The sequence below is a fragment of the Pseudomonas sp. PS01297 genome (assembly GCF_029959305.1).
GTDB classification, from domain to species: Bacteria; Pseudomonadota; Gammaproteobacteria; order Pseudomonadales; family Pseudomonadaceae; genus Aquipseudomonas; species Aquipseudomonas helleri.
In genome coordinates this window covers 110,890-132,123 of sequence record NZ_JASCPQ010000003.1, presented here as the reverse complement: position 1 = coordinate 132,123, position 21,234 = coordinate 110,890, and the positions used below count along the sequence as shown (strand labels likewise).

At 58.0% G+C, this 21,234-nt stretch carries 20 protein-coding genes and 1 pseudogene; 12 read left to right on the top strand and 9 right to left on the bottom strand.

What is annotated here, in order from left to right; translation table 11 throughout:
• Nucleotides 1-43: 43 nt before the first annotated feature.
• Both QMX84_RS02515 and QMX84_RS02510 read left to right on the top strand, forming a co-directional pair.
• Nucleotides 44-1,399: an MATE family efflux transporter gene (locus tag QMX84_RS02515; RefSeq protein ID WP_262123048.1), complete on the top strand. Its 1,356-nt coding sequence runs from the start codon at nt 44-46 to the stop codon at nt 1,397-1,399.
• Between the two features lie 70 nt (nt 1,400-1,469).
• Nucleotides 1,470-2,483, top strand: a complete 1,014-nt coding sequence (locus QMX84_RS02510; protein WP_282363019.1) for an AraC family transcriptional regulator — start codon at nt 1,470-1,472, stop codon at nt 2,481-2,483.
• 4 nt (nt 2,484-2,487) lie between these two features.
• On the opposite strand, the gene QMX84_RS02505 is transcribed toward QMX84_RS02510, so the two are convergent.
• Nucleotides 2,488-2,712 (bottom strand): YgdI/YgdR family lipoprotein, encoded by a 225-nt coding sequence (locus QMX84_RS02505; RefSeq protein WP_048391386.1) that lies wholly within the window; start codon nt 2,710-2,712, stop codon nt 2,488-2,490.
• 308 nt (nt 2,713-3,020) lie between these two features.
• On the opposite strand from QMX84_RS02505, the gene QMX84_RS02500 reads away from it, so the two are divergent.
• Both QMX84_RS02500 and QMX84_RS02495 read left to right on the top strand, forming a co-directional pair.
• Nucleotides 3,021-3,725, top strand: coding sequence for a YoaK family protein (locus QMX84_RS02500; protein WP_282363018.1), 705 nt, complete (start codon nt 3,021-3,023; stop codon nt 3,723-3,725).
• 328 nt (nt 3,726-4,053) lie between these two features.
• Nucleotides 4,054-4,560 (top strand): hypothetical protein, encoded by a 507-nt coding sequence (locus QMX84_RS02495; RefSeq protein WP_262123055.1) that lies wholly within the window; start codon nt 4,054-4,056, stop codon nt 4,558-4,560.
• A gap of 52 nt (nt 4,561-4,612) precedes the next feature.
• On the opposite strand, the gene QMX84_RS02490 is transcribed toward QMX84_RS02495, so the two are convergent.
• Complete coding sequence (locus QMX84_RS02490; RefSeq protein ID WP_262123057.1) at nt 4,613-4,942, bottom strand: hypothetical protein; 330 nt, start codon at nt 4,940-4,942, stop codon at nt 4,613-4,615.
• Between the two features lie 649 nt (nt 4,943-5,591).
• On the opposite strand from QMX84_RS02490, the gene QMX84_RS02485 reads away from it, so the two are divergent.
• Genes QMX84_RS02485 through QMX84_RS02465 form a run of 5 tightly spaced genes read left to right on the top strand, consistent with a single transcriptional unit; the run spans nt 5,592 to nt 11,170 of the window.
• A complete protein-coding gene (locus tag QMX84_RS02485; protein ID WP_282363017.1) occupies nt 5,592-7,256 on the top strand; it encodes an AMP-binding protein in 1,665 nt (554 codons plus the stop codon).
• A gap of 22 nt (nt 7,257-7,278) precedes the next feature.
• Nucleotides 7,279-8,040, top strand: a complete 762-nt coding sequence (locus tag QMX84_RS02480; RefSeq protein WP_262123061.1) for an SDR family NAD(P)-dependent oxidoreductase — start codon at nt 7,279-7,281, stop codon at nt 8,038-8,040.
• A gap of 10 nt (nt 8,041-8,050) precedes the next feature.
• Nucleotides 8,051-9,244, top strand: coding sequence for an acetyl-CoA C-acyltransferase (locus QMX84_RS02475; RefSeq protein WP_262123063.1), 1,194 nt, complete (start codon nt 8,051-8,053; stop codon nt 9,242-9,244).
• 8 nt (nt 9,245-9,252) lie between these two features.
• Entirely contained in the window at nt 9,253-10,380 is a 1,128-nt protein-coding gene (locus tag QMX84_RS02470) for an acyl-CoA dehydrogenase (protein ID WP_262123065.1), read from the top strand.
• Nucleotides 10,381-10,396: 16 nt separating this feature from the next.
• A complete protein-coding gene (locus QMX84_RS02465) occupies nt 10,397-11,170 on the top strand; it encodes an enoyl-CoA hydratase (protein WP_262123067.1) in 774 nt (257 codons plus the stop codon).
• A gap of 170 nt (nt 11,171-11,340) precedes the next feature.
• Here QMX84_RS02465 and QMX84_RS02460 read toward each other — a convergent pair whose 3' ends face one another.
• From QMX84_RS02460 to QMX84_RS02430, 7 genes are all read right to left on the bottom strand, one after another.
• On the bottom strand, nt 11,341-12,492 hold the full coding sequence (locus QMX84_RS02460; RefSeq protein WP_282363016.1) for an acyl-CoA dehydrogenase family protein: 1,152 nt from the start codon (nt 12,490-12,492) through the stop codon (nt 11,341-11,343).
• A 3-nt stretch (nt 12,493-12,495) separates the two neighbouring features.
• Complete coding sequence (locus QMX84_RS02455; protein WP_282363015.1) at nt 12,496-13,602, bottom strand: enoyl-CoA hydratase/isomerase family protein; 1,107 nt, start codon at nt 13,600-13,602, stop codon at nt 12,496-12,498.
• A gap of 149 nt (nt 13,603-13,751) precedes the next feature.
• The gene (locus QMX84_RS02450; RefSeq protein ID WP_082148725.1) at nt 13,752-14,522 is read right to left on the bottom strand and encodes a 3-hydroxybutyrate dehydrogenase; all 771 of its coding nucleotides are present in this window, start codon (nt 14,520-14,522) and stop codon (nt 13,752-13,754) included.
• Between the two features lie 122 nt (nt 14,523-14,644).
• The gene (locus QMX84_RS02445; RefSeq protein WP_048370005.1) at nt 14,645-14,926 is read right to left on the bottom strand and encodes a peptidylprolyl isomerase; all 282 of its coding nucleotides are present in this window, start codon (nt 14,924-14,926) and stop codon (nt 14,645-14,647) included.
• Nucleotides 14,927-15,022: 96 nt separating this feature from the next.
• Nucleotides 15,023-15,904 (bottom strand): triacylglycerol lipase, encoded by an 882-nt coding sequence (locus QMX84_RS02440; protein ID WP_153374629.1) that lies wholly within the window; start codon nt 15,902-15,904, stop codon nt 15,023-15,025.
• A gap of 276 nt (nt 15,905-16,180) precedes the next feature.
• The gene (locus QMX84_RS02435) at nt 16,181-17,272 is read right to left on the bottom strand and encodes a 3-deoxy-7-phosphoheptulonate synthase (protein ID WP_282363014.1); all 1,092 of its coding nucleotides are present in this window, start codon (nt 17,270-17,272) and stop codon (nt 16,181-16,183) included.
• Nucleotides 17,273-17,921: 649 nt separating this feature from the next.
• Entirely contained in the window at nt 17,922-18,164 is a 243-nt protein-coding gene (locus QMX84_RS02430) for a DNA-binding protein (protein ID WP_048391702.1), read from the bottom strand.
• 81 nt (nt 18,165-18,245) lie between these two features.
• Here QMX84_RS02430 and QMX84_RS02425 point away from each other — a divergent pair.
• The 3 genes and pseudogenes from QMX84_RS02425 to uvrC all read left to right on the top strand — a co-directional run bounded on the left by QMX84_RS02425 (nt 18,246) and on the right by uvrC (nt 21,212).
• Nucleotides 18,246-18,612, top strand: a pseudogene (locus QMX84_RS02425) (helix-turn-helix transcriptional regulator).
• A 135-nt stretch (nt 18,613-18,747) separates the two neighbouring features.
• Nucleotides 18,748-19,386: a UvrY/SirA/GacA family response regulator transcription factor gene (uvrY, locus tag QMX84_RS02420; protein ID WP_082148726.1), complete on the top strand. Its 639-nt coding sequence runs from the start codon at nt 18,748-18,750 to the stop codon at nt 19,384-19,386.
• A 2-nt stretch (nt 19,387-19,388) separates the two neighbouring features.
• Entirely contained in the window at nt 19,389-21,212 is a 1,824-nt protein-coding gene (gene uvrC, locus QMX84_RS02415) for an excinuclease ABC subunit UvrC (protein WP_262123082.1), read from the top strand.
• Nucleotides 21,213-21,234: the final 22 nt, after the last annotated feature.

Below are 21,234 nucleotides of genomic sequence, written 5' to 3'. Positions count from 1 at the left end.
TGAGGTATAACCCGTCAGCGCTTTTGACTTAGGACCCTGTGTTATGCAAACCCCCACGCAACGGCCGCTGTGGCAGATCTATCTGATCTTTCTGGCGCCGATGGTGCTGTCCAATTTTCTGCAGAGTTTTTCCGGCACCCTCAACGGGATTTACGTAGGGCAATTGCTCGGTACCCAGGCGCTGGCAGCGGTCTCGGGTATGTTTCCGATTGTGTTTTTCTTTATTGCGCTGGTCATTGGCCTGGGTGCCGGTGCCTCGGTGCTGATCGGTCAGGCTTGGGGCGCACGCGAGACCTCGATGGTCAAACAGATCACCGGTGCCACGCTGACCTTGGGCGCGTTGGTCGGGTTGCTGGCAGCGGTGCTTGGCAGCCTCTTTGCGCGCCCGGCGATGCAAGCGCTGGGCACGCCGGTTGACGTGCTCGACGAAGCCGTTGGCTATGCGCGGGTGATGATGCTGATCATGCCGTTGCTGCTGGTGTTTATCCTGTTCACCCAGTTGCTGCGCGGGGTCAGTGACACCGTGTCGCCGTTGCTGGCGCTGATGGTTTCTACGGCCGTGGGCTTGCTGCTGACCCCGGCGCTGATCCTCGGCTGGGCCGGTTTGCCGCAGATGGGCATCCAGAGCGCGGCGGTGGCGGGGCTGTTCGGTAACGTGCTGGCGATGGTGTTTCTGGTGTTGCGCTTGCGCCATAAAAACCACGTGATGGCGCCGGATCGCGAGTTGTGGCTGGCGTTGCGCCTGAACCGCGAGATCCTCGCCAAAGTGCTGCGTATCGGTTTGCCGACGGGCCTGCAAATGGTGGTGCTGTCGCTGTCGGAGCTGGTGATTCTGGCGCTGGTCAATAGCCACGGCTCGCAAGCCACAGCGGCGTATGGGGCGGTGACGCAAATCGTCAACTACGTGCAGTTCCCGGCCCTGTCGATTGCCATTACCGCGTCCATTCTTGGCGCTCAAGCGATCGGTGCCGGGCGCATCGAGCGTATCGGGCCGATCTTGCGCACCGGTTTGCTGATCAACCTGTGCCTGACCGGCACCTTGATCCTGCTGGGGTATGTGTTGTCCGACTGGTTGCTGGGGCTGTTTATCACCGACGCGCAAGCGCACATGCGCGCCGAGCACCTGCTGCACATCATGCTCTGGAGCATTCTGGTGTTCGGCTTTCAGTCGGCCATTGGCGGCATCATGCGTGCCAGCGGCGTGGTGTTGGTACCGATGAGTATCACCGTGTTTTGCGTGCTGTGCATTGAACTGCCGGTGGCGTATGCACTCAACGCGCACTTCGGCCTGGAAGGCGTGTGGATGGCTTTTCCGGTGACGTACATCGCGATGCTGATCATGCAGACTGCCTATTACCGACTGGTTTGGCGGCATAAACCGATTCAGCGGTTGGTCTAGGGCTGGCTTTTTGACTGGCGCTGCTTAAGATGGCCGACACTTGACTGTCATCGGCCTGGGATCGGCGCCAATGTTGAACAAAGACACCATCTCTATCCAGTTGGTGCGTGAAGCGCTCTTGCAAAGCTGTGCAACCACCGGCGCCATGCACGAAGTGCTGCAAAAGGTCGGCATTGACCCGGCGTTGCTGGACGCGCCGCAAGCGCGTGTACCAGCCATTGCCTATGCACGCATGTGGCGGCTGCTGGCGCGGCGGCTGGATGACGAGTTTTTCGGCATGGACCCGCGCAAGCTGCGCGCCGGCAGCCTGGAGTTTATGTGCCGCTCGGCCATGGCCCAGCCCACCCTCGCGCAGGGCGTGGAACTGGTGTTGGGATTTCTATCGCTGATGCTTGAGCGGTTGCCGGCGCGGCTGGTACGCCAGCAAAGTGTGGCCGAAATTGTTTTGCATGAGTCTGAAGGCCAGTCCAGCCGTGCCTTCACCTACTTTGCCTACTGGATGATCGTGCACGGCGTGACCTGTTGGCTGGCGGGGCGGCGGATCCCGATTCTGGCCATAGAGTTGCGCTGTGCGCAGCCTGATTACTGCGGCGACTATGAGGTGATGTTTTCCGAAAACCTGCGTTTTGACCGGCCACGCACGCGGATGATTTTTGCGGCGGATTACCTGGATGCGCCGATCAAGCGCAGCAACGAAGAGTTGCAACGGTTTTTGGCCCAGGCCCCCGCCAATATCCTGGTCAAATACCGCGATCCGCAAAGCCTGGCGAGCCAGATCAAACAAGACCTTCGACAGCTACCCGCCGAGCAGTGGCCCGAAACCCAAGGCATGGCGCAAGGCCTGCACCTGTCGGCGTCTACTTTGCGCCGACGTCTGGCCGAAGAGGGGCAAACCTTCCAGGGGCTCAAGGACGGCGTGCGTAAAGAGTTGGCGATTGGTTGGCTGGCTGAACCGGACCTCAGTTTTGCGGACATCGCCCTGCGTTTGGGCTTTGCCGATACCAGCTCGTTTTACAAAGCCTTTCGCAAATGGTCCGGTACCAACCCGGGGCACTACCGCAGTCTGATTTTGAGCGGTAGCTGAAGGATTACTTGTTTGCCTTGATGGTTGCTACATCTGCGGCCTTGACCTTGATGTGCTTGCCGGCGATATCCTCGAACTCATAAAAGCCGCTGGTACTTTTGGTGTTTGGCATGTCTTTGGTCAGGTACTGCGTGCCGTTTTGCAAGGTCACCACAGTGGGGGTTGCGCAACCAGCCAGTGCCAAAACCGCCACCATGACCACTGGCAAACCGATAATGCTGATCTTCATACGACGTGTACCTTGAACTGTCTGCGAATTAAGTGTTGAGCCCGCTGAGCGCTACGTCTGGCTCTGCGTTGGGTATTGAAGCGCAATCATATACAAGACCAAGCGTGTGGCTTGCATGATTACCTGTCGGTTCCCTGTCAGTGCAGCTCGGTGCGTCTCCTCCTTGAGTGTGGTGATTATTAGACGCCTTTTTCAGACTTGGTTCGCTTAGACCTACGATTAAAACGGAATTTTCGTGTGGGTAGCTTCCTTAAAGCGCTTTACTGCATATATTTAACCCGCACCTATTTCTAAAAGGACTGTAGTGGATGTCTCGTGGGCCATTGGAAACGTCGAAAACCTCCCCGTTTGTGCGCGTGCGGGCCTTGCGTAACCGTGTGGGTTTGACGTTTGTCGCCTGTTTGTCGGTGCTGGCGGGGATGACCGATGCCATCGGTTTTCTGGCGGTCGGTGATTTCATTTCGTTTATGAGCGGTAACACCACGCGGCTGGCCGTGGCCATAGCGCAAGGTGATACCCAGGTGATCGTGCGCCTCGGGTTTGCGGTACTGGCGTTTGTCGCCGGGAATGCGCTGGGGGTGGTTTTTGCACGCTGGGGCGGCCGCCGGGCTTTGCCCTTGATGCTGCTGATTTCGGCGTTGCTGTGCACGGCGGCTTTGTTGCCGTTGCAGTCGCAAGTAACGGTATTGCTGACGGCAGTGCTGGCCATGGGCATGGTCAATGCGGCGGTCGAGCAGGTGAATGGCTTGCAGGTTGGGCTGACTTATGTGACGGGGGCGTTGTCACGTTTTGGCCGCAGCCTGGGGCGCTGGATATTGGGTGAGCGGCGGCCCAACTGGCATTTGCAGGTGGTGCCGTGGACGGGCATGTTGGCCGGTGCCGTCGCGGGGGCGGCGCTGGAGTCGCAATTTGGCATACGGGCCATGTTGTTCAGCGCGGGGCTGGCGGCGTTCCTGGGGTTGGTATCGCTAAAAATCCCGCGTAGCTGGCAGCGTGATTACATGCCGCGATAGCGCGTTCTTGTAGCAGTTGACGAGCCTTGCGAGGCTACGTCCGGTTGCGCAGCAGCCGTAAAGCCTTGGGGCCAAGATCAAAAGATCGCGAGGCAAGCTCGCTCCTACAGGCGGGAAGAGGGGCGTTCTTGTCTACACCTTGGATAATCCGGACTTAACTAAATAAAAGTACATCCCGTATATCTCGAAAAATTTTGGAACAATCTGCTGTCAGATCCTGGCTGTGGCTTTGTCAGTTAGCATGTAGTTTGCCCGACGTTGTTATTAATGCATTGGCTTAAAACAAAGTTAAAGGCCAATTGCTACTGTTTTGTTCAAGGGGCTAAACATGCTGAGTATTGCGTCAGGAAAAACGTTTATCGCTGCATGCTTTGTTTGCGTTGTTTCAACCAGCAGTGTGGCCAGTACGGCACCTGCGGACCCTCTGCATATTGCCGGTCACTATAAGTGCACGGGATTTGACAGTCATGACGGCCCTTTAAAGGGTGATCTTGTATTGACGCTTGATGATGAGGCCAGTCAGTTTGAGAAAGGTTTTGGCACTTATCGATTAACGCTCAATGTTGGAACTGAGCAAGTACCCATTACTTACTCGGGGTATGCCGCTGCGCAAGGGCAGTTATTGTCGATCTACTTTGCCAATGACAGCGCTGAGGCGCCAACAGACCGCGGTGTGGGGCTTGGCGTCATCACCCACGATCAGGACAGTCAAGGTCATTACACGACGACCCTGCATAAATCCTATTACCTGCCCGACTATATGCGCGGTAGCCAAGAGGGTTATGGGCCTGGTGGTCGAGGCACTGAAACGTGTATTAAAACGCCGTCTATTTAAAACCCATAAAAAACCCCGGAGGTTATCCGGGGTTTTTTATGGGCGGGCGTTATCAGCTGTAGCTGTTAACTTTAACCAGGGCTTGCTCGGTTTGAGCTTTTTCCCAGGTCAGTGTCAATGTTTGCAGCACGCGCGCAATAAACTCTTTATCGGCAGCGGCTTTTTTGCCCACGTAGCCTTGGCCACGACGGTACATCTTGAGATGAGCTCGCATGTGTGGGCGCTCTTTCTCGAATTGGGTTTCTTCCTTGCACGCAACAACCGGTTCAATACGTACAGTGCCTTCATCGCACACCCACAGAATGTGGTCGTTCAGCGTGTCTTTCTGAGCAGCGAAGAGTCGAGCCAGCTCGTTAACAGTCGGTTGATTATTCAGGTTCATAGCTAACTCCTTGACCACTCGTTGATCTGTCTAATTGATTCGCGCAACTGCACATGCAGCGCTACGTAATATCCATCTAAAGCAGATCTGGCCTTGAGTCCGGCAGATGTAGTAGTGAAATAAAACACTACAACATGCTGCGTACAGCGAGGGAGAGCAACGTTAACCAGGATGCTTGAGCGACATGTCGCATCACCACAAGCCTCTTGAGGACGTTTCGCTAGCCTCTCACGCCTTAAACTCGGACGATCAAGCCAGGTCAGCTTCATCAATTCTGCCTTGTGGGCAGTACCTATCCCGGAACAGCCCGACAGCTCGTCGAGCATGCTTGCAACAACCCTTTCCAGCGCTTCCGGTGGGGAAGACGTCTGCATAATGCGATGGGAAATTCGTGTCGTCAACAAATATGTAGTGTTTATTTTTAAGCACTACATATGTGACTGGCGGGTCGTATTTGAGCAAGCCGGTCATCCCCGGCAAGCGCTTGCGCCCGCTGTAGCAGGCTTAAAGAGGGCGCGGTTTTTTGATTGGCCAAAACAGTCAGCCAGCTTGAGCGGTTTGACTATTGTTGTAGAGCCTTGCCGAGGCGACTATCAGTGGGACTTTTCACGGTTCCCACTCCAACAATAAAGACCGAGGGATTCTGCTGATGCGCGACTATCTGACCGCGATGAATGACTTTGACTACCAACGGACGGTGGCTGGTGCACTGAACGGCCATTTATCTGCCCTCAATGCCTGCGTTGAGTGCTGCGACCGGCACGCTTTGCCAGGGCGTATTGCACTGTTCTGGGAAGGGCGCGACGGCAGTAGCGCCACGTACACCTTCACTGATTTGCAGGACAAGGCCGCGCGCTTTGCCAACTTCTTGCTGGCCCAGGGCGTGAAGCAAGGCGACAAGGTGGCGGGCTTGTTGCCGCGTAATGTCGAGTTGCTGGTGGTGGTCTTTGCCACTTGGCGCATCGGCGCGATCTATCAACCTCTGTTCACTGCCTTCGGGCCCAAGGCCATTGAGCACCGTCTTAACAGTTCAGGCGCTGCGCTGGTGGTCACCGACGCGGTCAACCGGCCCAAACTCGATGAAGTCAACGACTGCCCGGCCATCGTCACGGTGGCTGGCGCTAAAGGCCAGGGACTGGTGCGCGGCGATTTCAGTTTCTGGGCCGAGCTGGACAATTATCCGGCGGTCTGTGAGCCGGTGCTGCTGAGCGGGGAAGACCCGTTTCTGTTGATGTTTACCTCGGGCACCACCGGCCCGGCCAAGCCGCTGCTGGTGCCGCTCAAGGCCGTCGTCGCATTCCAGAGTTACACCCGCGATGCGGTGGATCTGCGCCCTGAGGACTCCTTCTGGAACCTCGCAGACCCAGGCTGGGCCTACGGGATTTACTTCGGGATCACCGGGCCGTTGTCCATGGGCCATCCGATCACGCTTTACGACGGGCCGTTTACCGTTGAAAGCACCTGCCGGGTCATCAAGAAATACGGCATTACCAACCTCACGGGCTCTCCGACCGCCTACCGCATGCTGATCGCTGCTGGCGAGGCGTTTTCAAGCAAGATCAAAGGCCAGTTGCGGGCTGTCAGCAGCGCCGGTGAGCCGCTCAACCCGGAAGTCATTCGCTGGTTCGGCGAAGAGCTCAACGTCACCATTCACGATCACTACGGGCAGACCGAAGTGGGCATGGTGCTGTGCAATCACCATGGCCTGGAGCACCCGGTGCATATGGGTGCAGCCGGCTTTGCTTCGCCCGGCCACCGGATTGTGGTGCTGGATGACAACCATCAGGAACTGCCTGTTGGGCAGCCGGGGATTCTGGCCGTCGATCGCAGCCAGTCGCCGATGTGCTGGTTTGGTGGCTATGAAGGTTTCACTACCAAAGCGTTTGTCGGCAATTACTACTTGAGTGGCGACACCGTGGAGTTGAACCCGGACGGCAGTATCAGCTTTGTAGGGCGCAGCGATGATGTGATCACCACCTCGGGCTATCGCGTCGGCCCGTTCGACGTAGAAAGCGCCTTGATCGAACACCCGGCTGTGGTCGAAGCCGCGGTCGTCGGCAAACCCTGCCCGGAGCGTACCGAAGTGGTCAAAGCGTTTGTGGTGCTGAGCCCTCAATACCTCGGCGATGCGCAACTGGCCGAAACCTTGCGCTTGCACGTGCGCCAGCGGCTGGCGGCGCATGCCTACCCCCGTGAAGTTGAATTTGTCAGCGAATTGCCGAAGACCCCTAGCGGCAAGTTGCAGCGCTTTATTTTGCGCAACCAAGAAATCGCCAAGGCTGAACAGGCGCTAAGCGCCAAGGTTACAGCCTGAAATCCAGTCGTCAGGAACCCTTATGCAAATTGAAAACAAGGTATTTATCGTCACCGGTGGTGCGTCCGGTTTAGGCGCCGCAACGGCCCAAATGCTGATTAAAGCGGGCGCCAAAGTGATGCTGGTTGATCTGAATGCCGATGCTGTGGCCGCACAGGCGCGCGCGTTAGGCGCGCAGAGCACGGTCGCCGATATCAGCCAGGCGGAGGCCGCTCAGGCTGCCGTGGAGGCCACCGTTGCCGCGTTTGGGGGGGTTAATGGCCTGGTCAACTGCGCCGGTATTGTGCGCGGTGAAAAAATCCTCGGTAAAAACGGTCCGCATGCCCTGGAGAGCTTCAGTCAGGTGATTAACGTCAACCTGATCGGCAGTTTCAACATGCTGCGTCTGGCGACTGCAGCCATTGCCGAAACCGCTGCAGATGCTGACGGCGAACGCGGAGTCATCATCAACACCGCGTCGGTGGCAGCCTTTGACGGGCAGATTGGTCAGGCCGCTTATGCTGCTTCCAAGGGCGCCATCGCCAGCCTGACCTTGCCTGCCGCACGCGAGCTGGCCCGTTTCGGTATCCGTGTGATGACCATCGCCCCCGGCATTTTTGAAACGCCGATGATGGCCGGCATGACCCCTGACGTCCGTGATTCGCTGGCCGCCGGTGTGCCGTTTCCGCCGCGCTTGGGCAAGCCTGCCGAGTACGCATCGCTGGTACGCCACATCATTGAAAACAGCATGCTCAATGGCGAGGTTATCCGTCTCGACGGTGCCTTGCGCATGGCCGCCAAATAAGAGGTGAGAAATGACTTTAGCCAATGATCCGATTGTCATTGTCAGCGCGGTACGAACGCCCATGGGCGGGTTTCAGGGCGACTTCAAAGGCTTGACCTCACCGCAGCTTGGCGCTGCAGCCATCAGTGCGGCGGTTGAGCGTGCGGGCATTGAGCCGAGTAATGTGGATGAGGTGCTGTTTGGTTGCGTGCTGTCTGCCGGGTTGGGCCAGGCACCTGCGCGTCAAGCCGCTTTGGGCGCCGGGCTGGACAAGGGCACGCGCTGCACCACGCTGAACAAAATGTGTGGCTCGGGCATGCAGGCAGCCATTCTGGCCCATGATCAACTGCTGGCGGGCAGTGCCGAGGTGATTGTCGCGGGCGGCATGGAGAGCATGTCCAACGCGCCATATTTGCTGGACCGGGCACGCAGTGGGTATCGCATGGGCCACGGTCGGGTGCTCGATCACATGTTCCTCGATGGCCTCGAAGACGCTTACGACCGAGGCCGCTTGATGGGCACCTTTGCTGAAGATTGCGCACAGGCCCATGGTTTTAGCCGCGAGGCTCAGGATGATTTTGCGGTGGCGTCGCTGACCCGTGCCCAGCAAGCGATCAAGGACGGCAGCTTCAGCGCCGAGATCGTGCCGGTGCAGGTCACGGTGGGTAAAGAACAGCGCCTGATCAGCGATGACGAACAACCTCCCAAGGCCAATCTGGCGAAAATCCCGACGTTGAAACCGGCGTTCCGTGAGGGCGGTACGGTGACAGCGGCCAACTCCAGTTCGATCTCTGATGGTGCGGCGGCTTTGGTGCTGATGCGCCGCTCCGAAGCGCAGAAACGTGGCCTCAAGCCGCTGGCGGTGATCCATGGGCATGCAGCGTTTGCCGACGAGCCGGGGCTGTTCCCGACTGCGCCGATCGGCGCGATCAAGCGGTTGTTGAGCAAGACCGGCTGGGACCTGTCCGAGGTCGACCTGTTTGAAATCAATGAAGCGTTTGCGGTGGTGACTCTAGTGACCATGAGCGAGCTGGACATCCCCCATGACAAGGTCAACGTCTACGGCGGGGCTTGCGCGCTGGGGCATCCTATCGGCGCTTCGGGCGCACGGATTCTTGTGACATTGCTCTCGGCCTTGCGCCAGAAACAGTTGAAGCACGGTATTGCAGCTGTCTGCATTGGCGGCGGCGAAGCCACGGCGATTGCCGTGGAATGCCTGTATTAAGGAGTTTTATGCTGCCTACATCTGAACACATACAAATTCGCGAAGCGGCCCGGCAGTTTGCCCAAGAGCGCTTGAAACCCTTTGCAGCAGAGTGGGACAAGCAGCATCGCTTCCCCCGTGAAGCGGTCAACGAAATGGCCGAGCTGGGCTTTTTCGGCATGTTGGTGCCCGAAGAGTGGGGCGGTTGCGACACGGGCTATCAAGCCTACGCGATGGCCCTGGAAGAAATCGCCGCCGGTGATGGCGCCTGCTCGACGATCATGAGCGTGCACAACTCGGTGGGCTGCGTGCCGATTCTGAAATACGGCACTGAGCAGCAGAAGCGTGAGTTCCTCATGCCTTTGGCCAGCGGTGGCATGCTCGGCGCGTTTGCCTTGACTGAACCGCAAGCCGGTTCTGATGCCAGCGACCTGAAAACCCGCGCACGCCTTGAGGGCGATCATTACGTGCTTAATGGCTGCAAACAGTTCATCACCTCGGGGCAAAACGCCGGGGTGGTGATTGTGTTTGCGGTGACGGATCCGGCAGCGGGCAAGCGCGGCATCAGCGCGTTTATCGTGCCCACCGACTCACCCGGCTACAGCGTGGCGCGGGTAGAAGACAAGCTCGGGCAACATGCCTCGGACACCTGCCAAATCCTTTTTACCGATCTCAAAGTGCCGGTGGCCAATCGCTTGGGCGAGGAAGGGCAGGGCTACAAAATCGCCTTGAGCAACCTTGAAGGCGGGCGCATTGGCATTGCTTCGCAGGCGGTCGGCATGGCCCGCGCAGCCTTTGAAGCGGCGCGTGATTATGCCCGTGAGCGGGTGACCTTCGGCCAGCCGTTGGTTGGGCATCAGGCGGTAGCGTTTCGCCTGGCAGATATGTCGACTGAAATCGCCGTCGCCCGGCAAATGGTCCAGTACGCGGCGGCCCTGCGCGACAGCGGCCAGTCGGCCCTGGTCGAAGCGTCCCAGGCCAAGCTGTTCGCCTCGGAGATGGCCGAGCGGGTGTGTTCCAAGGCGTTGCAAACCTTGGGAGGTTATGGCTATTTGAACGACTTCCCGCTGGAGCGGATCTATCGCGATGTGCGGGTGTGCCAGATCTACGAAGGCACCAGCGATATTCAGCGCATGGTCATTTCGCGCAATCTTTGAATTGAGGACGTTAACGATGAGCTACGAAACCATTTTGTTGGACATTCACGGGCAAGTGGGCCTGATCACGCTGAACCGGCCGCAGGCGTTGAATGCGCTCAACGCGCAGTTGGTAAGCGAAGTGAATCACGCTCTGGACGGCCTGGAAGCGGATAACAACATTGGCTGCATCGTGATCACCGGCTCGAAAAAAGCTTTTGCTGCCGGGGCCGATATCAAGGAAATGGCGGAGTTGACCTACCCGCAGATCTACCTTGAAGACCTGTTCTCGGACAGCGACCGGGTATCGACCCGACGCAAGCCGATCATTGCGGCGGTGGCCGGTTTTGCCTTGGGCGGCGGCTGTGAGTTGGCGATGATGTGCGACTTTATTCTGGCCGGTGACAATGCCAAATTTGGCCAGCCGGAAATCAACCTCGGCGTATTGCCGGGCATGGGCGGCACCCAGCGCCTGACCCGCGCGGTAGGCAAGGCCAAGGCCATGGAAATGTGCCTGAGCGGGCGTTTGATGGATGCAAATGAGGCCGAGCGTTCGGGCCTGGTGGCGCGGGTAATCCCGGTGGATGAGTTGCTGGATGAAGCCCTGAAAGTGGCCGCGACCATTGCCAAAAAATCCCTGCCGGTGCTGATGCTGACCAAGGAAAGCGTTAACCGTGCGTTTGAAGTTAACCTGACCGAAGGCGTGCGTTTTGAGCGGCGGGTTTTCCACTCGCTGTTCGCCACCCATGACCAGAAAGAGGGCATGGCGGCGTTCGTCGGCAAGCGCGAAGCGCAGTTCAAGAACAGCTAAGGCCTTAAAAGCCCCTCACCCCAACCCTCTCCCGGAGGGAGAAGGAGCTTTACCGAGGGGTTTTCAGATTCAGCGCAGTACCGCCAGAGTGCAGAAAACCTTCAATTTCCCCCAGTCAGTCCCCTCTCCCGGAGGGAGAGGGCTAGGGTGAGGGTGGCGGGCAACACGCATCAGATCAGGTAGTTCTTCAGCTCGCGGGCAATCACCATGCGTTGGATCTCGCTCGAGCCTTCGTAGATCTGGGTGATCCGCGCGTCTCGGTAATAACGCTCCACCGGGTAGTCTTCCAGGTAGCCATAACCGCCATGAATCTGGATGGCTTTGGAGCAGACGAACTCGGCTATTTCCGACGCGAACAGTTTGGCTTGCGAGGCTTCTGACAAACACGGTTTGCCAGCGCTGCGCAGGCGCGCGGCGTGCAGGATCAACAGGCGGGCGGCGTTCAGGCGGGTTTGCATGTCGGCCAGCATATTGGCCACGCTTTGGTGCTCGATAATCGCTTTATCGAACTGGACTCGATCACGGGCGTAGCCCAGCGCTGCTTCAAAAGCTGCCCGTGCAATGCCCAGCGCCTGGGCGGCAATACCGATGCGTCCGCCTTCCAGGTTGGACAGAGCGATGGCCAGCCCTTTGCCGCGTTCGCCCAGCAGATTGGCTTCGGGCACGCTGCAGTTGTTGAGGGTGACGGCGCAGGTGTCTGATGCGCGAATGCCCATTTTGTGTTCGGTACGATCGACGATAAAACCCGGTGTTTCGGTGGGCACAAGAAAGGCCGAGATGCCTTTTTTGCCCAGCTCCGGGTCGGTCACGGCAAACACAATGGCCAGTTTGGCGCGCTTGCCGTTGCTGACAAATTGCTTGGCCCCGTTGATGATCCATTGGCCGTCATGCAGTTCGGCGCGGGTACGCAAGTTGTGCGCCTCGGAGCCCGCTTGCGGTTCTGTCAGGCAGAAACAGCCGATGGCCTGGCCGCTCGCCAAGTCGGCTAGCCAAGTTTGTTTTTGCGCTTCGCTGCCATAGTTGAGAATCGGCCCGCAGCCTACCGAGTTGTGGATGCTCATCAGCGCACCCGTCGCACCATCCCCGGCCGAAATTTCTTCGACGGCCAGCGCGTAGGCGACGTAGTCAATATAGGTGCCGCCCCATTCCTCGGGGACGACCATGCCGAGCAGGCCCAGCTCGCCCATTTTTGACACCAGCGCGTCGTCTATCCAGCCTGCTTTTTCCCAGGCTTGTGCGTGGGGGGCAATTTCACCACGGGCAAAATCACGCGCCATGTCACGAATCATCACTTGTTCTTCAGTCAGTTCGAGGTCTTGCATGACTTACACCTCCCTCTTTTTGAAGTCGGTGAAGAAACTGGCGACGTGCTTGGGGTCCAGTTCGCTCAAGGTCGGCGGGTTCCAGTGCGGAGTCTTGTCCTTGTCGATAATCAGTGCACGCACGCCTTCGATCAGGTCGCCGCGATCAAACCACTGGCGGTCCAGGTGCAATTCCAGCTCGAAGCATTGCTCAAGGGTCAGATGACGGCCGTGGCGGAGCATTTCGAGGGTGACGGCCATGCCCAGCGGAGAACGGGTTTCCAGCAGGTTGGCAGTTTCGGTGGCCCATTCGCGGTGTTGCGGTGCAGTCACGGCGCGCAGGTGAGCGACGATCTCGGGCACGCTGTTGTGGGCAAACACCTCATCAATCAAGGGCCGCAAGTTGGCCAGCGGCGCGTCGGGCAAGGTTTGCACGGCAAAGGTGGCCAGCAGCGCCTGGAGGTCTTCAAGGGGCGATTGGCGCCACTGGAGGTGGTTGAGGCTTTGATCCAGTTCAGGCAGTTTGCTGCTGTCGGTGTACCAGTCGGCCAGCCCGCAATACAACGCATCGCTGGCGCGGATTTGCACGCCGCTGACGCCCAGGTAGGTGCCGATCTGGCCAGGGGTGCGGGTCAGGAAGTAACTGCCGCCGACGTCAGGGAAGTACCCAATGGCCACTTCCGGCATGGCCAGACGGCTGCGTTCGGTGATCAGGCGCAGATCGCAGCCTTGTGCCAGGCCCATGCCGCCACCCAAAACGTAGCCATCGAGCAACGCGAGTAGCGGTTTTGGGTAGTGGTGCAGCGTGCGGTCAAGGGCGTATTCCTCTTCGAAGAACACGGTGTGCAGGGTGTCTTTGCTTTTGTAGCTGTCGTACAGCGAGCGAATGTCGCCGCCCGCACAAAAGGCTTTTTCGCCAGCGCCGCGCAATACCACGGCCTTGATGTTGGCATCGCCTGCCCAGGCATCGAGCTGCTGTTGCAGGCTGCGGACCATGGGCAGGTCGAGGGCGTTGAGGCCGCTGGGGCGGTTGAGGGTCAGGTGGCCAATATGGTTGCGGACCTCGGCCAGTACCGTGCTTTGGGTCGGCTCGACATCCTGTGTCGGCGAGGATGAAACCTGAGCAGTCATCACTAACTCCCTGCTGTGCTTTATTTTTAGAATGTGTTCGCGGGCGAACGATGGTCGATGCTAACAGTGCAAATTTGCTGATGACAACCCGGATGTGTGCAGGCTTGGCATGCATTTTTGCATGGCTAACAAGCAGGATTGCGCGCCTGCTATTGCGCCAACCAACCGCCATCGACGTTCCAGGCCGCGCCGCGCACCTGGCTGCCAGCTTCACTGCACAGAAACAGCACCAACTCGCCGAGTTGCGGCGGGGTGACGAACTCCAGAGACGGTTGTTTCTCGGCCAGCAGGTCATGCTGGGCCTGGTACGGGTCGATGCCCTGGCTGATGCGCTGGTCGATTTGCTTTTGCACCAGCGGCGTGAGTACCCAGCCGGGGCAGATGGCGTTGCAGGTGATATTGCTGGTGGCGGTTTCAAGGCCGACCACTTTGGTCAGGCCGATGACCCCGTGCTTGGCAGCCACATAGGCGGCTTTGCCGACCGAGCCGACCAAACCATGAACCGAGGCGATATTGACGATGCGGCCCCAGCCGCGCTTGCGCATGCCGGGCAGGGTGAGGCGGGTACTGTGGAACACCGAGGACAGGTTGATCGCGATGATCGAGTCCCACCGCTCAACCGGGAATTCTTCGACGCTGGACACGTGCTGAATGCCCGCGTTGTTGACCAGTATGTCGATGCCGCCGAATTCGCGTTCGGCGTAGTGGATCATGTCGGCGATTTGCGCCGGGTCGCTGACATCGGCCGGGTGGTGCCCCACCTTGCCGCCAAACTGCTGCAGTTCGGCAATGACTTTGCTGGCGTCGCCAAAACCATTGAGTATCAGGTCGGCGCCCGCCTTGGCCAGGCTTTGCGCGATACCCAGACCAATACCGCTGGTGGAACCGGTAACCAAGGCGGTTTTACCTTTCAGGCTCATGATCAATTCCTCAGGTGAGACACGGTGATTTCATCGATGAGGAAACTTAGCACGCGTTTCGCGACTGCGGATACGAAACGGCCCACCAAAAGGTGGGCCGTTTTCACGCAGAGCCTGGGGGATTAGTCCTGGCGGCTGGTGACTTCCAGCAGGTGGTAACCGAACTGGGTTTTAACCGGGCCTTGCACCACGTTGATTGGCGCGCTGAAGACCACGGTGTCGAATTCTTTAACCATCTGGCCTGGACCGAACGAACCCAGGTCGCCGCCTTGACGGCTGGACGGGCAAGAGGAGTTGGCCTTTGCAACTTCGGCGAAATCAGCGCCGCCTTCGATTTGTGCTTTCAGTTCGTTGCACTTGGCTTCGCTGGAAACCAGGATGTGACGGGCAGTGGCTTTGGCCATGGGGAGTTACTCCTTTCAAGAAAGTGGTGAGCCTACCGGATTCAGTGGCTTTTTTCTCGGCAAAGTTCCCATGGATTAAAGATCCCGACTTCAGCCTCAAAGGCCTTGGTTCTTCAAGCGTTGCGCATGCTCGATATACAGCGCCACGGGGTTGGCCTTGCGGCGAGTCATGCCGGCCATTTGATTGATGGTGTCCAGGTGGTCCATCTCATAATCCGATTGAATGACCGTGCCCAGGTGCGAGCTGAAGCGGCCTACCAGGCCGTCATTGGCTTTGCTTTCACGGGTGAAGAAGCTGGAAAACACGCGGCAGGCGTTGTGCATGGGATCAAACAGGTTCATAGATTCCGAGAGTAACGAGCCTTTGATAATGCCGCTCCAGGAGTAATAGAACACGTCATTGACCTGCGCTGCCCCCATTCCGCCCCACGTTGCTGGCAGGCCTTGCGGGTATTTTTTGTTGAAGTCGGCAACACCCTTTGAGGTCAGCGCATTGAGGGCTTCAAGTGAATGCTGGGGCAGTTTGGGTTTGCCGCTGAGTATCGACATGAAGGTGCTGAAGGCGGTGATCAGGGCTGCCGCCGCAGTCTCTGGCAATTGGCCGGGAGTGAAGGCCAGGCGCAGTCGATCGGCAAGCTCGGAGCCGTGATTGGGGCCGCTGACGGAGGTCACCGAGGCCACCGATTCAGGGTCGACAGCAGCGGCATAGCGTGCGGTGAGGGCGCCCTGGCTGTGCCCGATCAAATTGACCCGCTTGGCGCCCGTTTGCTGGCGCAGGTCATGGATGTGCGCGAGCAATTGTTCGCCACGGGTTTCGTTGTTGTGGGCGGCGGACACGGAGGCCGTGAATACGTGGGCGCCTGAATCGTGCAGCGCTTCCTTGATGCCGTTGAAGTAATGCAGTGGCCCGATCCGTTCAAAGCCGAACAGTCCATGGACCAATAAAAGGGGGTAGCGAGTGCTGGGGGTGCGGTGCATGTTGTTTCTCCAGAGAGTGTTTTGAGGTCATAAAAACACCTTAGTCGACAACATGAAGCGGGCAGATTGGGTTGCAGGGTATTACCGTCGGCCGCGCCAGGCTGTGGGCCTACAGGCAGAGCGGGCGCTGGATGATTCCAGGTGCGCGAGGGCGGTAATCGTTTAAAGTCGGGAGTGTTTCAGACGGCATCTGTCGGCTTGCCTGTCAGACGGGATCGACTTCGCGCAACCGTGGGCAGTGCCCAGCGGTGCGCATTCAGTCAGGCAGGACGATTTTTAGCTGGCGGCCAGCAGCGCACGGCGTTGCAGTTGCAGTTGGCTTGCCGCATCGCGCAGTAACTGCTCGGTGGCTTCCCATCCCAGGCAGCCGTCAGTCACAGAGACGCCGTAGCGCAGGTCGTTGCCCAGCGCTTGGCAACCCTCGAAAAGATGGCTTTCGAGCATCACGCCAATCAGCGAGTGATCACCTTCCAGGCGTTGCGCCAATACGTCTTTGAACACGTGCGGCTGGCGCAGAGGGTCTTTGCCGCTGTTGGCGTGGCTGCAGTCAACCATCAGGCGCGCAGGGATGGCGTTTTTTTCTAGACCGGCGCGGGCCTTGGCCACGCTGCTGCGGTCGTAGTTCGGGCCGCTGTGGCCGCCGCGCAAGACCAAGTGGGTGTCCGGGTTGCCGGAGGTCATGATGATGGCCGGATGCCCTTGGCTGTCGACACCGAAGTGGCGGTGGCCGTGGGCGGATGAACGCATGGCGTCGCACGCGATGCCTACGCCGCCGTCAGTACCGTTTTTGAAGCCTACAGGCAGGTCCAGGCCGCTGGCCATTTCGCGGTGGATTTGGGATTCGGTGGTGCGCGCACCAATCGCCGCCCAACCCAGCACGTCATCTAAGTAGCCGGCCGCCATGGGTTGCAGCAGTTCGGTAGATACGGGCAAGCCCATGCGCAGCATTTCAATCATCAGCTCGCGCGACAGAGTCAGGCCGTGGGCCATGTCGTCGCTGCCGTCCAGATGCGGGTCGTACGCCAGGCCTTTCCAGCCGATGGTAGTGCGGGGTTTTTCGACGTAGGCACGCATCACCAACAACAGGTCATCGCTCAGGTCGCGAGACAGGGCGGCCAGTTGGCTGGCGTATTCCAGTGCCGAGACCGGATCGTGAAGGGAGCAAGGGCCAACGACCACTAACAGGCGGGAGTCTTCGCCATTGAGGATGGCGCGGATGGCTTGGCGCTGCTGACTCACCAGCAGGCTGAGTTCTGTGCTGAGTGGCAGTTGCTGCTTGAGCTGTGAGGCGCTGGGCAGGCGCTGGGTCAGGGCAGCTTTGGTGTCGGTGTGAGCGGTGTTTGGCAGAGCAGATACAGATGCGTTCATGATGTGTGCTTCCTGGGCAGGCGGCGGGTTTTCCCGCGCGCTCAGCCCTACTGGGGTGTTCGACAATTGGCCAGACTGGCTGTGAGTTCATGCGTGCCACCGATGTGGGTCCGTTCGGAGGCGGCAGGCTGTCCCGAACGGCGGCTGATAAATCGCCAGGCAGTGCAAAGGTCGAAGCGGTAATAAGTGGCGTAGTTCATGTGTGCATTCCTCAAATAAGTCATTTTTGCAGGGGCTAAAAAAACAAAACCCCCGGTCGGGTAGCCGACCGGGGGTGAGAATTCTCTGGTAGGCGACCCCTTGAAAGTGGCCGCCGGATGGGTATCAGGCGCGCCAGTGGCTAAACCAATACCCAAAATAAAATCGTGCAGTCGAGTGTGCATTATGCGTGCACACAGCAGCAGCCTGGCACTGGGTAGCGACCTGCTTGCTAATGGCTGTGTGTACGTTATGCAACATGTGTGTTCTCCACTGAATGGTCAGGAGCTTACTCGAGAGCGGTAGCGCGATTCAATTAAAAATTGCTATCGGCATCATGTCTTTAAACCTGCGGCTTTGGCACCGTATCTGCGACAGAGCGAGGTGGATGAGCAGATAGTGCTACTCTGATTGCAGGTTCCTCGCTTGTACCTTAGAACAGTTGATCCGTTCAATCAGGTTTGTCTTTTTCACTACCTGTTGATTCGCTGATAGACGGAGCAATGATGCCGTCCTTCATTCCCAGAAGAACAGCCACCTTGTGGGCCTCTCCACGCTTCCCTTTTTTTCGGCCCGCGAGCACTTGATAGGTCGTTGCTGCGTCGACGCCGTGTTCTCGAGCGAACTCTTGAACAGATTTTCCTTGATGTTCAAGCCAGGCCTTGGCTTGTGCGGCAGTGCGGATTCCGGGCATAGTTCAAAACCGTTCAAAAAGGTTCAATTCCAGCGAATTATACCATCCTTATGGGTGTTTAAAATGGGATCTAGTATTCAAATGAGTGAAATCGGTTCGCGTTTGAGGCAAGAAAGAGAACGTCTTGGCCTTTCGCAGAAAGTTTTTGGTGAGATCGGAGGCGTTGAGGCCAATGCCCAAGGTAAGTATGAACATGGTGATCGTGCGCCAAAAGCCGATTATTTGTCACGTGTAGCGCAGCGGGGTGTAGACGTTTTTATATGTATTGACCGGTACACGTACCCCAACGCTGGTCGATAATTTGACTCAACTGGAAGAAAAAGTTTTGGTCAATTACCGGGGCCTTCATAAAGATGATCAGGATGCCATTCGCCAGTTGACTACCACCCTGGCGAAAGTGTCGGTTACTCAATCAGTGAGAAAGCTTCAAGAACCTAATGATGTATAAGTCGTTCTAAGTGAATCGTTTTTGTATTGTTCGACGAATGGGATTGAGCCACGCGAGAATGATAGAGAGGTCGACGCAACTATTTTTTGTTAAGGTAGGCGGCACCAACTTAGACGCAATTTGCGAGGTGTCGACTTGATTCGGGTTCTGGTGGTCGATGATCACGATCTTGTGCGTACGGGCATTACACGAATGCTGTCGGATATCGATGGTCTGCAGGTCGTCGGTCAAGCCGAGTCTGGCGAAGAGGCACTCGCCAAGGCGCGCGAGTTGAAACCGGATGTCGTCCTGATGGATGTCAAAATGCCCGGAATTGGTGGCCTGGAAGCGACGCGCAAAATGATGCGCAGCCATCCGGACATCAAAGTCGTCGCGGTAACAGTGTGTGAAGAGGACCCGTTCCCGACGCGTTTGTTGCAGGCAGGCGCTGCGGGTTATATGACCAAAGGGGCTGGTTTGGCCGAAATGGTTCAGGCCATTCGCCTGGTGTTTGCCGGGCAGCGCTATATCAGCCCGCAAGTGGCTCAGCAGCTGGCGCTCAAGTCTTTCCAGCCTGCCAGTGATTCTCCTTTTGATGCCTTGTCTGAACGCGAGATCCAGATCGCGTTGATGATTGTCGGCTGTCAAAAGGTCCAGGTCATTTCCGACAAGCTTTGCCTGTCGCCCAAAACAGTCAACACCTACCGCTATCGCATTTATGAAAAACTCTCGGTCAAAAGTGATGTTGAACTGGCCTTGCTGGCCGTTCGTCATGGCATGGTTGATGCTGGCTGACGATGACTGACGTGTTTGATTCCAGTGCATTTCTGTCGACGTGTAGCGGCAGGCCCGGCGTGTATCGCATGTTCGACAGTGAGGCGCGCCTGCTTTATGTGGGCAAAGCCAAGAACCTGAAAAAACGCCTGGCCAGCTATTTCCGCAAAACCGGGCTGGCGCCTAAAACAGCGGCGCTGGTTAGCCGTATCGCGCAAATCGAAACCACGATCACCGCCAACGAAACCGAAGCGTTGCTGCTTGAGCAGACGCTGATCAAGGAATGGCGCCCGCCGTACAACATTCTGCTGCGCGACGATAAGTCTTATCCGTATGTGTTTCTGTCGGATGGTCAATACCCGCGCCTGAGCATTCATCGCGGTGCCAAGAAGCAGAAGGGCAAGTATTTCGGGCCTTACCCCAGCGCGGGGGCGATCCGTGAAAGTTTGAGCCTGTTGCAAAAAACCTTCATGGTCCGTCAATGCGAAGACAGCTATTTCAAGAACCGCACCCGGCCGTGCTTGCAGTACCAGATAAAGCGTTGCAAGGGACCGTGTGTCGGTCTGGTTGAGCCAGAGGTCTATGCCCAGGATGTGCGCCACTCGGTGATGTTCCTTGAGGGGCGCAGCAGTGCGTTGACGGAAGAACTCGGTAACGAGATGGAGCTGGCCGCCAGCACTCTCGATTTTGAGCGGGCAGCCGAAATACGCGATCAAATCTCGTTATTACGTCGGGTTCAGGACCAGCAAAGCATGGAAGGTGGCACCGGCGATGTGGATATCGTCGCGGCTTTCGTCAACCCTGGCGGTGCCTGCGTGCATTTGATCAATGTGCGCGGTGGTCGCGTGCTGGGCAGCAAAAACTTCTTCCCGCAGGTGGGGATCGAGGAGGAGGTGGCCGAAGTCATGGCCGCGTTCCTCGGGCAGTACTACATCAGCAGCCCCGAGCGCGATTTGCCGAGCGAGTTGATCGTTAACGTCGAACACGAGAGCTTTGCGGCTATCAGCGAAGCGATTGAAGCCCTGCGCGGGCGCGAGATGGCCATCAGTTATCGTGTGCGCGGTACCCGTGCGCGCTGGCAGCAATTGGCTGTGACCAACGCTGAGCAGGCGTTGAGCGCACGCCTGGCCAACCGCCTGCATGTTGCCGCGCGCTTTGAAGCGCTGGCGCAAGTCTTGAAGCTCGATGAAATCCCCCAGCGGTTGGAATGCTACGACATCAGCCACTCCAGCGGTGAAGCCACCGTTGCCTCTTGCGTGGTGTTTGGCCCGGAAGGCCCGATCAAATCCGACTACCGGCGTTTTAATATCGAAGGTGTGACCCCGGGCGATGACTATGCCGCCATGCATCAGGCCTTGATGCGCCGTTTTAGTCGGCTTAAGGAAGGCGAGGGCAAGCTGCCCGATATCCTCCTGGTCGACGGGGGCAAGGGGCAGCTTTCGATGGCTCGTGACGTGCTCAATGAGCTGGCCGTACCGGACCTGATTTTGCTCGGCGTGGCTAAAGGCACGACGCGCAAGGCGGGCTTTGAAACCCTGTACCTGAACGATGCAGCCCATGAATTCACCTTGAAAGGTGATTCGCCGGCGCTACATTTGATCCAGCAGATCCGCGACGAGGCCCACCGTTTTGCCATTACCGGGCACCGTGCGCGACGTGGTAAAACCCGTAACACCTCTACCCTGGAAGGGATTGCGGGGGTGGGGCCAACCCGTCGCCGTGACCTGCTGAAACATTTTGGTGGATTACAAGAGCTGTCTCGTGCCAGCATCGAAGAAATTGCCAAAGCACCCGGTATCAGTAAAAAGCTCGCTGAGTTGATTTATGCAAACCTGCACAGCGAGTAGAATGCTCCCTCACCTCGTAGCC